We start from the raw sequence: 13,497 nt of genomic DNA on the forward strand, positions 1-13,497 counted from the left end.
TCGCGGGCCGTACGGGGTGAGGGGGTCAGTCCAGGTCGGCGAGGCCCTTGCGGTACGCGTACGTCACGGCCTGGGCACGGTCGCGTAGGCCGGCCTTGGCGAAGAGGTTGTTGATGTGGGTCTTGACCGTGGCCTCGCTGATGAACAGGTCGCGGGCGATCTCGGCGTTCGAGCGGCCCGCCGCGATCAGTGTCAGCACCTCGGCCTCGCGCTGGGTCAGGCCGTCCGGAAGGTCTCCCCGGCGGCGGCGCGACGGCTGGCCGCCGGAGGCGAGGGCGTCGACCAGGCGGCGCTGGACCGACGGGTCGAGCTGGGCGTCGCCGCCGCGCACCGCGTCGATCGCTCGCGCGATCTCCTCCGCTCCCGCGTCCTTGGTCAGGTAGCCCCGGGCGCCCGCCTGCAGCGCGGCGAACACCGACTCGTCGTCGCTGTAGGTGGTCAGGACGACGATCTGCACCGCCGGGTAGTCCCTCTTGATGCGCCGGGTGGCCTCGACGCCGTCCACGCGCGGCATGCGGAGGTCCATCAGGACCACGTCGGGGCGGTGTTCGGCGACCAGGCGCACGGCCTCCTCGCCGTTTCCGGCGGAGCCGACGACCTCCAGGCCCGGCAGCAGGCCGAGCAGCAGCACCAGCCCGTCGCGTACGACGGTCTGGTCGTCGACCACCAGTACCCGCGTCACAGCGGCACCCGCAGCAGCACCCTGAACCCCTCTTCCACCGGACCCGCCTCCAGTGTGCCGCCGATCAGCTCGGCGCGCTCACGCATTCCGACCAGACCGTATCCCCCGCCGCTCCCCGCGAGCGGGCCGGGCTCCCCGCCCTCGTCGGTGACCTCCAGTTCGCACCACCCGTCGGTGTAGCGCAGCGCGACCGTGACCGCCGCCCCCGGCGCGTGCTTGCGGACGTTCGTCAGCGCCTCCTGCGCCGTACGGATCACGGCGAGGCCCGCCCTCGCGTCCAGGTCCCGGGGTTCGCCCTCGACCTTCAGCTCGCAGACGGCGTCGGCGAGAAGCCGGTGCTCGTCGGTGAGCTCGCGCAGCACCACGTCCATCGGCGGGATGTCGCCGCGCAGGGTGGCGAGCGCGCGCCGCGTCTCCTCCAGGCCGCTGCGGGCCAGGCCGCGGGCGCGTTCGACCCGGACGAGCGCCTCCTCCGTGCGGCCGCCGACCATGAGCAGCCGCGCCCCCTCCAGATGGACGAGCTGGGCGGACAGCGAGTGCGCGAGGATGTCGTGGATCTCCCGGGCGATGCGGGAGCGCTCGGCGAGGATGAGGTTCTGCTGCTCGGTCAGCCGCGCCGCCTCGCGCGTGTGGTTCGCCCGGATGCCGGTGAACATCCCGAGCATCCCGACGATCGTCCACAGCTCCCCCGCCGGACGCCCCTGGGCGAGGATGCCGACCGTCATCCCGACCGATCCCACGGCGGCCACCGAGACCGAACGCCACAGCGAGCCGGTCGAGCCGGCGAACCCCACACAGGCGAAGATCAGGGCGCTGCCGGGGCGTTCGGGCGCCGCGGCGTACAGCGCGGCCCCGGTGGCGGCGCCGGCCATATAGAGGATCCAGGCGTACGCCGGGGCGCGGCGCCTCATGACCACCGCGACGGCGAAGCAGATCACCCCGCAGAGGACTCCCCCGGTGAGCGCCAGGTCCGCACCGTGCAGCCCGGCGTGCGGGCCCGACCGGTCGTGGTCGCGCAGCATGGCGTACGCGAACCAGGCGATCGCGGCGGTGAGGATGAGGACCCGCATCAGGAGCCCTTCTCGCCAGGGCCCCTCCGCCGAGCCCGACGAGGCGCCCGGCCGGCACTGAGGCCGCAACTGGGCACCGAGCCGACTCCGAAGCTCTGCCATCACGGTTGCACGCTAACCCTGCCCGGGAGTCCGCGGGACCGCCGGCCGATGACGGCGTTCTGGGCGAGCAGCCACGCCGCGACCGAGATGAGCACCGTTCCGCTCCCGGGCCGGACCCCCGCCGCGTACCCGAGGCCGTACAGGCCACCGCGTACGGCGATGGACGCCACGAACACCCCGAACGTCGCCCAGGTCCCCCGGCTCCACAGCGAACCGTCCGCCTCTCGCCACACGCGCATGGTCGCCCCGAGACCGAGTCCGAGCAGCAGAGCCGCGACGATCTCGACGGCGAGCAGGCCGGTGCTGAGCCCGGCGTGATGCGCGTCGATCACGTTGCCCTGCCCGATGCCGATGGCGCCGATGACGAGCGGAATCACCAGCAACCGCCGTTCGTCGACCCGCCGCCGGGTGAACCGGCGCACGATGACGAGTACGACGACGGCGAGGACGATCAGTCCGTTGAGAGCCTCATGCATGGTCTCGACACTAGGAATCGCCGGGCCCGCACGGATCGGCGCGCGGATGGAGCTTGCCCGCCTCCACCCTCGGGTGGACGCCGTTCGCCGAGACCCGCACGCCGTTCGCCGAGACCCGGCGGGCGCGCAGGGTCGTGCTCACGCCGCGCCCGCCGGAGAGGCGTGACACCGCCACCGGAGACCGGGCCGGGCTCCTGCGGGAGGTGCTCGCCTGCGTCAGATGTCGATGCGGGCCTCGTCCAGCTCTGACGCGCCACCCGAGATGAACTCGCGTCTCGGCGCCACGTCCGAGCCCATCAGCAGGTTGAAGATGGCCGCGGCCTCCTCGGCGTCCTCGATGCGGATGCGGCGGAGCATGCGGTGGCGCGGGTCCATCGTGGTCTCGGCCAGCTGGTCGGCGTCCATCTCGCCGAGGCCCTTGTAGCGCTGGATGGGTTCCTTCCACCGGACGGAGCGGCGCTCGAACTCCACGAGCTTCTTGCGGAGCTCGGCGTCGGAGTAGGTGTAGACGTGCTTGTCCTGGCCCTTTTTGGGGTTGGTCAGCTCGATGCGGTGCAGCGGCGGCACGGCGGCGAAGACACGGCCCGCCTCCAGCATCGGGCGCATGTAGCGGTAGAGCAGCGTCAGCAGCAGGGTGCGGATGTGCGCGCCGTCGACGTCGGCGTCGGCCATCAGGATGATGCGGCCGTAGCGCGCCGAGTCGAGGTCGAAGGTGCGGCCCGAGCCGGCGCCGACGACCTGGATGATCGAGGCGCACTCGACGTTCTTCAGTACGTCGGCCACGGAGGCCTTCTGCACGTTGAGGATCTTGCCGCGGATCGGCAGCAGCGCCTGGAACTCGGAGTTGCGCGCCAGCTTGGCGGTGCCGAGCGCCGAGTCACCCTCGACGATGAACAGCTCGCTGCGGTCGTCGGCGGTGCGGCAGTCGACCAGCTTGGCCGGGAGCGCGGAGTTCTCCAAGGCGCTCTTGCGGCGCTGGTTCTCTCGCTGCTGGCGGGCGGCGATGCGGGCCTTGGACGCGGAGACGACCTTCTCCAGCACGGCGCGCATCTGCTGCTTCTGGCCGCGCTTGGGGTTGTCGAACGCGTCCTTCAGCTCGCGGCCGACGACCTGGGAGACGATGCGCGTCGCCGCGGAGGTGCCCAGGACCTCCTTGGTCTGGCCTTCGAACTGCGGCTCGGGCAGGCGCACGGTCACCACGGCGGTCAGGCCCTCGAGGATGTCGTCCTTGATGACCGGGTCGTCGCCGTTCTTCATCAGCTTGGTGGCGCGGAGCTGGTCGTTCAGCACCTTGACCAGGGCGCGGTCGAAGCCGGCGACGTGGGTGCCGCCCTTGGGCGTGGCGATCACGTTGACGAACGACCTGGTGATCGTGTCGTAGCCGGTGCCCCAGCGGAGCGCGACGTCGACGTCGATGTCGCGCTCGACGTCGGTCGGCGTCAGGTGGCCCTGGTCGTCGAGGACGGGGACGGTCTCGGTGAAGTGGCCGCGGCCCTGCAGGCGCAGCACGTCGGAGACCGGCTCGTCGGTGGCCAGGTGGTCGCAGAACTCGCTGATGCCGCCGTCGAAGCGGAACTCGTGCTCGGCGACCTCCTCGCCGCGCTCGTCCCGTACGGCGATGGTGAGGCCCGGCACGAGGAAGGCGGTCTGGCGCATCCGGTCGACGACGACGTCACCGCTGATCGACGCGTCCTTGAGGAAGATCTGACGGTCGGGCCAGAAGCGGACGCGCGTGCCGGTGATGCGCTTGGCGACCCGCTTGACCTGGTGGAGCCCCTGCCGCTTGGCGGGCTTTTTGGTGAACTTGGAGTCGGGACCGTCGCCGGCGAAGTCACCGGGCAGCCCGCGCTTGAAGCTCATCGCGTGGGTGTGCCCGTCGCGGTCGACCTCGACGTCGAGGCGTACGGACAGGGCGTTGACCACCGAGGCGCCCACGCCGTGCAGGCCGCCGGAGGCGGTGTAGGAGATGCCACCGAACTTGCCGCCGGCGTGCAGCCGCGTCATCACCAGCTCGACGCCGGTCAGCCCGGTCTTGGGCTCGACGTCGACGGGGATGCCGCGCCCGTCGTCGCCGACCTCCATCGAGCCGTCGGCGTGCAGCGTGACCTCGATGCGCGAGCAGTGCCCGCCGAGAGCCTCGTCGACGGAATTGTCGATGATCTCCCAGAGGCAGTGCATCAGCCCGCGGCTGTCGGTCGACCCGATGTACATTCCGGGCCGCTTGCGGACGGCCTCCAGTCCTTCGAGCACCGAAAGGTGCCGCGCGGTGTAACCGTGCGAGTCCTCAGCGGCGATAGTGGCGGCGGTCAACGGCTTTGCTCCTCGGGGGTAGGACGTGCGGCAGCAGGCTACCCGTCAGCGCCGACAGTAGCCGACCGGCGCGCCGTTCCGTCCGCCCTCCACCGGTGGTTGCAGATCGCGAACCTCCACCTTTCGTAGGTGGCTATGTCCGGATACGCACCTCTAATGTCCTGCCCATGTCCAACACGATTGTCGCCAATGACCTGCTCAAGCGCTATGGCGACGTGAATGCCGTCGACGGGGTGTCCCTGACCGTGGAGGCCGGGGAGTTCTTCGGCATCCTGGGCCCGAACGGGGCCGGCAAGACCACGACACTGGAGATCATCGAAGGCCTGCGGCAGGCCGACGGCGGGGAGATCTCGGTGCTCGGGCACTCTCCCTGGCCGCGCAACCCCGCGCTGCTGCCGCGGATCGGCGTGCAACTGCAGGCGTCGGCCTTCTTCGAGCGGCTCACCGCACGGGAACAGCTGCGGACGTTCGGCTCCCTGTACGGCGTGCCCGGCCGCAAGGCGGACGCCATGCTCGAGACCGTCGGCCTGGGCGACAAGGCCGACACCCAGGTGGAGAAGCTGTCCGGCGGACAGGCACAGCGCCTGTCGATCGCCTGCGCGCTCGTGCACGAGCCGGAGCTGGTGTTCCTGGACGAGCCCACCGCGGCGCTCGACCCCCAGGCCCGCCGCAACCTGTGGGACGTCCTGCGCGCGATCAACACCGATGGCCGGACGATCGTCCTCACCACCCACTACATGGACGAGGCCGAGATCCTCTGCGACCGCGTCGCGATCATGGACCGCGGCCGGATCCTGCGCAGCGGCGCGCCGGCGGCGCTCGTACGCGACCTGGACGCCGCCGCGCGCGTCAGCGTGTCCAGCGGGACGCTGAGCGTCGACGAGGCACGCGCGCTCCCGGGCGCCGACGAGGTGACCGACGACCAGATCTTGCTGACCATCTCCACCCAGGACGCCCCCAACGTGGTCCGCGCGCTCGCCGAGCGCGGCGCCCTGGACGGGGTCCAGATCAAGGGGTCCACGCTCGAGGACGTCTTCCTCGGCCTGACCGGACGGGAGTACCGCGCATGAGCGAGCGAATCAAAGGCACGCGCCAGTGGTCACCCCCTCCGACGAAGGAGGTCTCGTGAGCGGACGAACCGGCCGTACGTCATCCATGCTCTCTCCCTCGAGGAAGGCGACGTCGTGAGCAGCTTCAAGAGTCTGGCGCGGGCGATGTTCCTGGGTTTCCGCCGCGACCGGGGCGCGCTGTTCTTCACGATCGCGCTGCCGCTGCTGTTCCTGGTGGCCATCGGCGGGCTGTTCGCCCAGCAGTCGACGCCCCGGTCGAAGGTCCTGGAGATCGGCTCGGTGGGCGTCGTCGACCAGATGCCGGCGAACCTGCGCGCCGACTTCGGCAAGTCGCTGAAGATCACCAGGACCACCGATCGGGCCGCGGCGCTGGAGAAGGTCAAGAAGGGCGACTACGACGCCGCGCTCGAACAGACCGGCGACCAGGTCGTCATCCACTTCTCCGCGGCCGACCAGGTGAAGTCGGGCACCGTCCAGGGCCAGGTCAACGGCCTCGTACAGGCCGCGAACCAGGCCGCCTCCGGACAGGCCCCGAAGTATCGCCTGCGGGCCGAGCAGGTGGAGGACAAGTCCCTGAAGGCGATCCAGTACATCACCCCGGGTGTGCTCGGCTGGGCGCTCGCGTCAGCGGGCATGTTCGGCGCGTCCGCCACACTTGTCACATGGCGCACGAAAGGCATCCTGCGCCGCCTCCGGCTGTCGCCCGTGCCGATCCGTACGGTCTTCGCCGCGCGGGTCGCGGTCAGCCTGGGCACGGCCCTGGTGCAGACCGTGCTGTTCATCGGGGTGGCCACCCTGCCGTTCTTCGGGTTGAAGCTGTCGCACTACTGGTGGATGGCGATCCCGATCGTGCTGTGCGGGGTGCTGGCGTTCCTGGCGATCGGCATGCTGATCGGGGCGTGGGCCAAGACCCAGGAGGCCGCGCAGGCGGTCAGCCAGATCGTCGTGCTGCCGATGGCGTTCCTCGGCGGGTCGTTCTTCCCGGTCGATCAGGCGCCGAAATGGCTACGTGTCGTCTCGGAGATCTTCCCTCTGCGCCACCTGAACGATGGCATGCTGAAGGTCATGGCCCGAGGCGCCGGACCGGCCTCGGTGCTCCCGCAGATGGGCATCCTGCTGGGCTTCGCGCTGGTCGCGACGGTCATCGCGGTCCGCGTCTTCCGCTGGGAACAAATCTGAACATTGATCGCGAGGGTGACCTTTGTCACCTCCGGGGGTATTCCGCTCTGGGCGTACACAGAACCCGCATGGGAACGCTCACGTCCGGTTAGATGTTGTCCTAAGCGACCGACCCCGAGACGAGGAAGGCGACGTGACTGGAGCTCTTGCCCCGACCAAGCCGCTGACGGCCGCGGACCGCTGCGACCGCTGCGGTGCCCAGGCCTATGTCCGCGCGGTCCTCGCGGGCGGCGGCGAGTTGCTGTTCTGCGCCCACCACGGCCGCAAGTACGGTGAGTCCCTCCGTGCCGCGGGCGCCGAGATCCACGACGAAACCGACCGGCTGCTTGAGACCCCTGCCACCGCAACTCCCGACGAAGAGCGGTAGGCCAGGCGAGCCGTATCCATAACCGACGAGACGGCGGCCGCCCGCACGGGTGGTCGCCGTCTCAGCTTCTCTTTTTCGCGCGCTCTGGACCGCAGGCCGGGGCGCTGGGGGGACGATGCTGATCCTGCTGCCGCCGTCCGAGGGCAAGGCGACCGAAGGAGACGGGCCCCCGCTCGACCTGGCGGGCCTGAGCCTTCCCGAGCTCACCCGGACACGCGAGCGCGTGCTCACCGCCCTGGAGAGGCTCTGCGCGGGCCGGGAGACGCGCGCACGTGAGGTGCTGGGCCTGTCGCCCGGCCAGGCCGGGGAGATCGCACGCAACCGCGAACTGCGGCACGCTCCGACGCTGCCGGCGTCCCGGCTCTACACGGGCGTGCTGTACGACAACCTCGGCCTCGCCGACCTCGATCCCGACCGCGTGGCCCGCTCGGTCCTGATCTTCTCCGGCCTCTGGGGCGCGCTGAGGGTCACCGACCGCGTCCCCCCATACCGACTGGCCATGGGAGCACGGCTGCCCCGTCTGGGCGCTCTGGCGGCCGTCTGGCGCCCCGTGCTGACCGGCGCGCTGCCGGCCGGCGGCCTCATCGTCGACATGCGGTCGGCGCCTTACGCGGCCGCGTGGCGGCCGGAGGCGGTGCGGATCCGCGTCTTCCGCGAGCGCGAGGGCCGGCGGACGGTGGTCAGCCACATGGCCAAGGCCACCCGCGGCGCCGTGGCCCGCGCCCTGCTGAGCAACGCCGCCGATCCGACGACTCCGGAGGAACTGGTGAAGGTCCTGGCGGATCTGGGGTACGCCGCCGAACTGAACGGGCGTGACGTCGACGTCATCGCCGACTGAGGCCCTTTGCGGATTGTGAGGGGCACCCTCACCCGGCAGGAGGCTGCTGAGGGCGCCCCTCACAGGTCGAACGCGCTCCCCATGCCGGGCTTCGTGCCGGTGTTCGCTCCCGGCCGCCACCGGCGCCACGCCCGGCGGGCAGCGCCGCACAGCGGAGAACGCCGAAGGGCCCGCACCGATCTCGGTGCGGGCCCTTCGGCGTTCGAGGTCTCTCGAAATCAGTCGAGGTAGTCGCGCAGCACCTGCGACCGGGAGGGGTGCCGGAGCTTCGACATGGTCTTCGACTCGATCTGGCGGATGCGCTCGCGCGTCACGCCGTAGACCTTGCCGATCTCGTCGAGGGTCTTCGGCTGCCCGTCCGTGAGGCCGAACCGCATGGAGACCACGCCCGCCTCGCGCTCGCTGAGAGTGTCGAGCACCGAGTGCAGCTGCTCCTGCAGCAGCGTGAAGCTCACCGCGTCGGCCGGCACGATCGCCTCGGAGTCCTCGATGAGGTCACCGAACTCACTGTCACCGTCCTCACCGAGAGGCGTGTGCAGCGAAATGGGCTCACGGCCGTACTTCTGGACCTCGACCACCTTTTCCGGTGTCATGTCGAGCTCCTTGGCCAGCTCCTCCGGGGTCGGCTCGCGGCCGAGGTCCTGGAGCATCTGGCGCTGGACGCGGGCCAGCTTGTTGATGACCTCCACCATGTGGACCGGGATGCGGATCGTACGGGCCTGGTCGGCCATCGCACGGGTGATCGCCTGCCGGATCCACCAGGTGGCGTAGGTGGAGAACTTGTAGCCCTTGGTGTAGTCGAACTTCTCGACGGCGCGGATCAGACCGAGGTTGCCCTCCTGGATGAGGTCCAGGAACAGCATGCCGCGGCCGGTGTAGCGCTTGGCGAGGGAGACGACCAGGCGGAGGTTGGCCTCGAGCAGGTGGTTCTTGGCCCGGCGGCCGTCCTCGGCGATCCACTCGAGGTCGTCGAGCACCTGGAACTCCAGGGACTCGCGTTCGAGGGCGAGCTTCTCCTCGGCGAACAGGCCGGCCTCGATGCGCTTGGCGAGCTCGACCTCCTGCTCGGCGTTGAGGAGCGGGACCTTGCCGATCTGCTTGAGGTAGTCCTTGACGGGGTCGGCGGTCGCACCGGCGGCGGCGATCTGCTGCGCCGGGGCGTCTTCGTCGTCGTCGCCGATGACGAACGACTCGTCCTCCGACGTCGGACCCTTCTTCTCCGCGGCGGGAGCGGGGGTCTCCTCCGGCTCGGACTCCGAAGCGGCGTCGTCGCCCTCGTCGGCCTCGTCGGTCTCGATGTCGGCGGCCTCGACGTCGTCACCGAGGTCGTTCAGGTCCGCCTCGTCGATGTCGGTGACCTCGAGGTCGACGTCGGCGACGTCGTCGCCGTCCTCGGGCTCCTTCGCGGCCTTGCCGGCGGGCTGGGGAGCGGTCTTCTTCGTCGGGGTGGCCTTTTTGGGCTTGGCGGCCTTGGCGGCACTCTTCTTGGCGCGAGCAGGCTTCACCGGCACCTCGGAGGCGTCCTCCTCGACGACGGCGGTCACCGAGTCCTGCTCTTTGGTGGCGGCGGTCGTCTTGGTCTTCTTGGTCGCGGGCGTCGCGCGCTTACTGCTGTTGCGCGCGCGCTTCGGCGCCGCGGAGTCGGCAGCGCTCACCATGACGGTCACACCCTCCTTGCTAAGACTCCGCAAGATGCTCGAGGCCTTCGACACGGGAATGTCGGCCTCCTCGAACGCACGGCGCACATCGTCAGCCTCGAGGTAGCCCTGGTTTCGCCCACGCTCGATCAATTGCCTGACAACGCTCTCGTGCAGCTCGGACGGCTTGGAGGTCGAACTCGCAGGCGACACAAACACCTCTCGAACGAACGTGTGGCTATGTTGACCCAGTGCTGTATCGGGCGCCGGCCCCTTGGATGCTTTGCGTTGAGCAGCGTACCCCTCTCGATCTAGCATTCTGGCACGCCTGCCTATTCCGCACGGTGGAGTCCGGCCCGGTGACCACCACCTTAGAGGGCTCGGGGTGGTCCTTCGTACGTGCTACGCCGTCTTCGGCGGAACATGTAGGGCAAGTACGGTCACGTCATCATCATGGTCATACCCGGCCAGCATCCGATCCACCAGGAAGTCGACAAGTATCTCAGGATCCGCGAGCACCTCGGGCGGAGCATCGGCGGCGATGGCCACGAGTTCGTCGAGGCCGGCGTCGAGTCCCCGTCTTCGGTTCTCCACAAGTCCATCGGAGTAGAAGACCACAGTGTTGCCGGGTGGAACGGAAAACTTTGTCTGATGTCGCTGTGAGGTCCACCCGAGCGGGGTTCCGGCCTCCGCCGAACCGACCTCCGGACGCCGGTCCGGGTAGATCAGCAGCGGCGGCAGATGGCCCGCGTTGCTGATCACGCCCTCGCCGGTGGCCGGGTCGATCACGGCGTACGCCAGCGTGGTGATCTGCTCCAGGTCCTCGGTGGCCGAGAAGAGCCGGTCGAGGCCCGACAGGACCGCGGCGGGCCGCGGATCGTTGAGCGCGAGCGCCCGCAGGGCGTGGCGCACGCGGCCCATTCCGGCCGCGGCCTTCACGCCCTTGCCCATGACGTCGCCGACCACGATCGCCACCCGGTCGTCCTGGAGCGGGAACGCGTCGTACCAGTCGCCGCCGACCTGTACGTGACGTGTCGCGGGCTGGTAGCGGGCGGCGAGCCGCATGGGCGGAAGCTGGGGCAGCCGGTCCGGCAGGAGGCTGCGCTGGAGCGCCTCGGCGGTCTTGTGCTCGCGCTCGAACAGCGTGGCGCGCTCGACCGCCAGCGCGCACTGGCCGGCGAGCGCCTCGAGGAAGACCCGCTCCTCCTCGGTGATCTCGCGCGGCCGGGTGAAGGAGAACCGGAGGGCGCCGAGCGCACGGCCGGCGGCCAGCAGGGGCAGGCCCACCCAGGCGCGTTCGTCGGTGACCTGGACGAACGCGTCGATCTCCTCGGCCTGGATCTGGAGGCGCAGGCTCGTGGGGTTCTCGGCCAGGAACGGGCGCCGCTCGCGTACGGCGACGGACATGACGCTCGGGTCCTCGACGCCGATCTCCTCGCGGGCCGGACCCGGAAGCTCGGGGATGCCGCCCGGCGTGATCGTGCGGAGGCGCACCTTGTCGTCGTCGAGAAGCGCCACCGCGGAACGGTCGGCGCCGATCGCGGACCGGCCGACCTCGGTGATCACGGCGACGACCTGGTTGACCGTCAGCGCCTCGGCCAGCATCGAGGTGGCCTGCTGAAGCCGGGCGGTGCGCAGCGCCGCGGCGGAGAGCTGCTCGGTGAGCCGCCCGCGCATCTCCTCGGCCTCGCGCTTGCCGGTGACGTCGGTGTTCGCGCCGACCCACTCGACGATCTCGCCGTCGCGGCGGATCGGCACCGCGCGCACGTCGTAGTTGCGGTAGCCGCCGGCCCGGGTGCGGATGCGGTAGGTCGCCTCGAAGATCCGGTCACCGGCCACGCAGGCCTGCCAGGCCTCCTCGATGCGGGAGCGGTCCTCGGCGTGCACGGCGCCCAGCCAGCCTTCGGCGGCGTACTCCTCGTGCGTCTGGCCGGTGATCGCGCGCCACTCGGGGGCGTCGTCGACGACCTTGCCGGTGGGCGTGGTCACCCAGACGACCTGGGAGCTGGCCTCCACCAGGGAGCGGTAGCGCTCCTCCTTGCGGCGGATCGCGGCCTCGGCGAGCACGCGGTCGGTGACGTCCACGACGAGGAGGACGACACCGGTGATCTCGCCGTCGGCGGCGTGCGCCGGAAACCAGCAGTGCGCCCAGTGCCGCCCGCCGATCTCCAGATCGACGTCGAGCGCCGGGCGGTCTTCGTCGACGACCTTGCGCACGGCGGTCTCGACGATCTCGCCGAACTTCTCGGAGAGCACCTCGGACGGCTTCTTGCCCTCCAGGTCGGCGACGGTGACTCCGTGTAGCCGGGCCAGCGACTGGTTGGCCCGCTTGAAACGCAGGTCGGTATCGAAGAGCGCGAACCCGATCGGAGCCTCCCGTAGCAACGTGGCGAACAACGCCGAGTCCGACGCGTCGAGACCGGAGATCCGGGGATGCGGCACGGACGTATCGGCGCTCATGCTAGACACCTCCGTCGCGCGCCCGGCCCTACTGCTAGGCATTTCCGCATCACTATGGGTGAATGGGAGCAGGCTAGCGCTCCCGTCCTCCATCACAACACCGCTCGGAGTCAGGTTTTCATCATCTCGATGGTTCGCCGCCGACGGAAGTCCCGTTCGGCATCGTTATCGTCAGCCGCTGACGAACACGGCCCATACCCGCCCGGCCGGCGGCACGGCAGGAGACCGCGCATCCGGCAGGAAGAAGATGATAAGCGCCAGCGGGTGCGTGGCGGGCGAGATCTCCGATCTCGGCGAGTCCCGCGTCCGGCGCGGAGGCGACTTCATCAGGACGGATGCTGCGCGATACCAGATACGGACGTCGCAATGGCGAATATCGGTAATTCTCAATTACCTCATCTTTTCGCCGATGGCCCTGCGCAGACGCGGAATGACGGCCATGACCTCGACGACCGCGTTTGTACAAGTGTACTTGCACGTGCATTCGCACGTTCCTCTTTCCGGGTCGCACGCATACGGTAACGGACGGTAGGTCAATGAACCGCCGGGCGTGTCTCGCGGCCCGGCGTGGCCGCGGCCGGACACGATGGCCCGGACACGATGCCGCCGAGCCCGGGCGACCCCCGGCCGATCTCGGCCCGGCTCCGGCCGATCTCGACCCGGCCAGGCCCGGCCCAGGTCGGCTCGGCCCGGCCGGCGCGGATGCGGGCTACTTCTTCTTCGCGGCGGCCTTGAGCTGCTGTTTGTAGCTGCGTACGAGGCCGAGCGACTCCTCGTCGACGATGTCGGCGACCGAGCGGTGGGCGGACTCCTCGCCGTACGGGCCGGCCGCCTCGCGCCAGCCCTCCGGGCGTACGTCCAGCCGCTTGCCCAGCAGCGCGACGAAGATCTTGGCCTTCTGCTCGCCGAAGCCCGGCAGCTCTGCCACGCGCTTCAGCAGATCCGCGCCGGTCTCGGCTTCCGTCCAGACCCGGGACGCGTCGCCGTCGTAGCGGTCGACCAGCACCTGGCACAGCGCCTGCACCCGCGCGGCCATCGCCTTGGGGAAGCGGTGCAGCGCCGGGCGTTCGCCGAAGACGGCCACGAGCTTGTCCGGGTCGTAGTCGGCCAGTTCTTCGGCCGACGGTTCGTGGCCGAGCCGGCGGGCCAGGTCGGCCGGGGCCGCGAACGCGCGTTCGAGTGGCACCTGCTGGTCCAGCAGCATCGCGATCAGCAGGGCCAGCGGGCTGCGGTTGAGCAGCGCGTTGGCCTCCGGCGCGATGGGCAGCGAAACCGTCACGGCAGTCCTCCAGAAACTCGCGTTCTC

General features: G+C 70.1%; 12 protein-coding genes. 4 read left to right on the plus strand and 8 right to left on the minus strand.

All coding sequences use genetic code 11. The features are described from left to right. Positions 1 to 25: 25 nt before the first annotated feature. From ABEA10_RS28645 to ABEA10_RS28665, 5 genes are all read right to left on the minus strand, one after another. Positions 26 to 682: a response regulator transcription factor gene (locus ABEA10_RS28645; protein ID WP_345469124.1), complete on the minus strand. Its 657-nt coding sequence runs from the start codon at positions 680 to 682 to the stop codon at positions 26 to 28. After that, positions 679 to 1,752, minus strand: a complete 1,074-nt coding sequence (locus ABEA10_RS28650; RefSeq protein ID WP_345469125.1) for a sensor histidine kinase — start codon at positions 1,750 to 1,752, stop codon at positions 679 to 681. The genes ABEA10_RS28645 and ABEA10_RS28650 overlap by 4 nt, the downstream gene beginning before the upstream one ends. A 101-nt stretch (positions 1,753 to 1,853) precedes the next feature. Further along, a complete protein-coding gene (locus tag ABEA10_RS28655) occupies positions 1,854 to 2,330 on the minus strand; it encodes a hypothetical protein (protein WP_329240695.1) in 477 nt (158 codons plus the stop codon). A 10-nt stretch (positions 2,331 to 2,340) separates the two neighbouring features. Continuing rightward, the gene (locus tag ABEA10_RS28660) at positions 2,341 to 2,472 is read right to left on the minus strand and encodes a hypothetical protein (RefSeq protein WP_345469126.1); all 132 of its coding nucleotides are present in this window, start codon (positions 2,470 to 2,472) and stop codon (positions 2,341 to 2,343) included. Positions 2,473 to 2,546: 74 nt separating this feature from the next. After that, a complete protein-coding gene (locus ABEA10_RS28665) occupies positions 2,547 to 4,640 on the minus strand; it encodes a DNA gyrase/topoisomerase IV subunit B (RefSeq protein WP_345469127.1) in 2,094 nt (697 codons plus the stop codon). A 167-nt stretch (positions 4,641 to 4,807) separates the two neighbouring features. Between ABEA10_RS28665 and ABEA10_RS28670 the strand changes: the two genes are divergently transcribed. The 4 genes from ABEA10_RS28670 (at position 4,808) to ABEA10_RS28685 (ending at position 8,094) form a co-directional block, all read left to right on the plus strand. After that, a complete protein-coding gene (locus ABEA10_RS28670; RefSeq protein WP_345469128.1) occupies positions 4,808 to 5,710 on the plus strand; it encodes an ABC transporter ATP-binding protein in 903 nt (300 codons plus the stop codon). 114 nt (positions 5,711 to 5,824) lie between these two features. Continuing rightward, the gene (locus tag ABEA10_RS28675; RefSeq protein WP_345469130.1) at positions 5,825 to 6,889 is read left to right on the plus strand and encodes an ABC transporter permease; all 1,065 of its coding nucleotides are present in this window, start codon (positions 5,825 to 5,827) and stop codon (positions 6,887 to 6,889) included. A gap of 133 nt (positions 6,890 to 7,022) precedes the next feature. Next, positions 7,023 to 7,256 (plus strand): DUF7455 domain-containing protein, encoded by a 234-nt coding sequence (locus ABEA10_RS28680; RefSeq protein ID WP_329240707.1) that lies wholly within the window; start codon positions 7,023 to 7,025, stop codon positions 7,254 to 7,256. Between the two features lie 115 nt (positions 7,257 to 7,371). Then, positions 7,372 to 8,094 (plus strand): YaaA family protein, encoded by a 723-nt coding sequence (locus ABEA10_RS28685; RefSeq protein ID WP_345469132.1) that lies wholly within the window; start codon positions 7,372 to 7,374, stop codon positions 8,092 to 8,094. Between the two features lie 218 nt (positions 8,095 to 8,312). Here ABEA10_RS28685 and ABEA10_RS28690 read toward each other — a convergent pair whose 3' ends face one another. The 3 genes from ABEA10_RS28690 to ABEA10_RS28700 all read right to left on the minus strand — a co-directional run bounded on the left by ABEA10_RS28690 (position 8,313) and on the right by ABEA10_RS28700 (position 13,470). Continuing rightward, positions 8,313 to 9,944 (minus strand): RNA polymerase sigma factor, encoded by a 1,632-nt coding sequence (locus ABEA10_RS28690; protein ID WP_345469133.1) that lies wholly within the window; start codon positions 9,942 to 9,944, stop codon positions 8,313 to 8,315. 189 nt (positions 9,945 to 10,133) lie between these two features. After that, on the minus strand, positions 10,134 to 12,191 hold the full coding sequence (locus ABEA10_RS28695) for a SpoIIE family protein phosphatase (RefSeq protein WP_345469134.1): 2,058 nt from the start codon (positions 12,189 to 12,191) through the stop codon (positions 10,134 to 10,136). A 709-nt stretch (positions 12,192 to 12,900) separates the two neighbouring features. Beyond that, a complete protein-coding gene (locus ABEA10_RS28700; RefSeq protein WP_345469136.1) occupies positions 12,901 to 13,470 on the minus strand; it encodes an HhH-GPD-type base excision DNA repair protein in 570 nt (189 codons plus the stop codon). Positions 13,471 to 13,497 lie beyond the last annotated feature (27 nt).

Origin of the sequence: Actinoallomurus oryzae, assembly GCF_039541955.1 — a bacterium.
Classification (GTDB): domain Bacteria; phylum Actinomycetota; class Actinomycetes; order Streptosporangiales; family Streptosporangiaceae; genus Actinoallomurus; species Actinoallomurus oryzae.

Excerpts from the sequence above, each read along its gene's own strand:
- ABEA10_RS28650 (WP_345469125.1), bottom strand. The coding sequence starts at position 1,752 with ATGCGGGTCCTCATCCTCACCGCCGCGATCGCCTGGTTCGCGTACGCC.
- ABEA10_RS28655 (WP_329240695.1), bottom strand. The coding sequence starts at position 2,330 with ATGCATGAGGCTCTCAACGGACTGATCGTCCTCGCCGTCGTCGTACTC.
- ABEA10_RS28670 (WP_345469128.1), top strand. The coding sequence starts at position 4,808 with ATGTCCAACACGATTGTCGCCAATGACCTGCTCAAGCGCTATGGCGAC.
- ABEA10_RS28685 (WP_345469132.1), top strand. The coding sequence starts at position 7,372 with ATGCTGATCCTGCTGCCGCCGTCCGAGGGCAAGGCGACCGAAGGAGAC.
- ABEA10_RS28695 (WP_345469134.1), bottom strand. The coding sequence starts at position 12,191 with ATGAGCGCCGATACGTCCGTGCCGCATCCCCGGATCTCCGGTCTCGAC.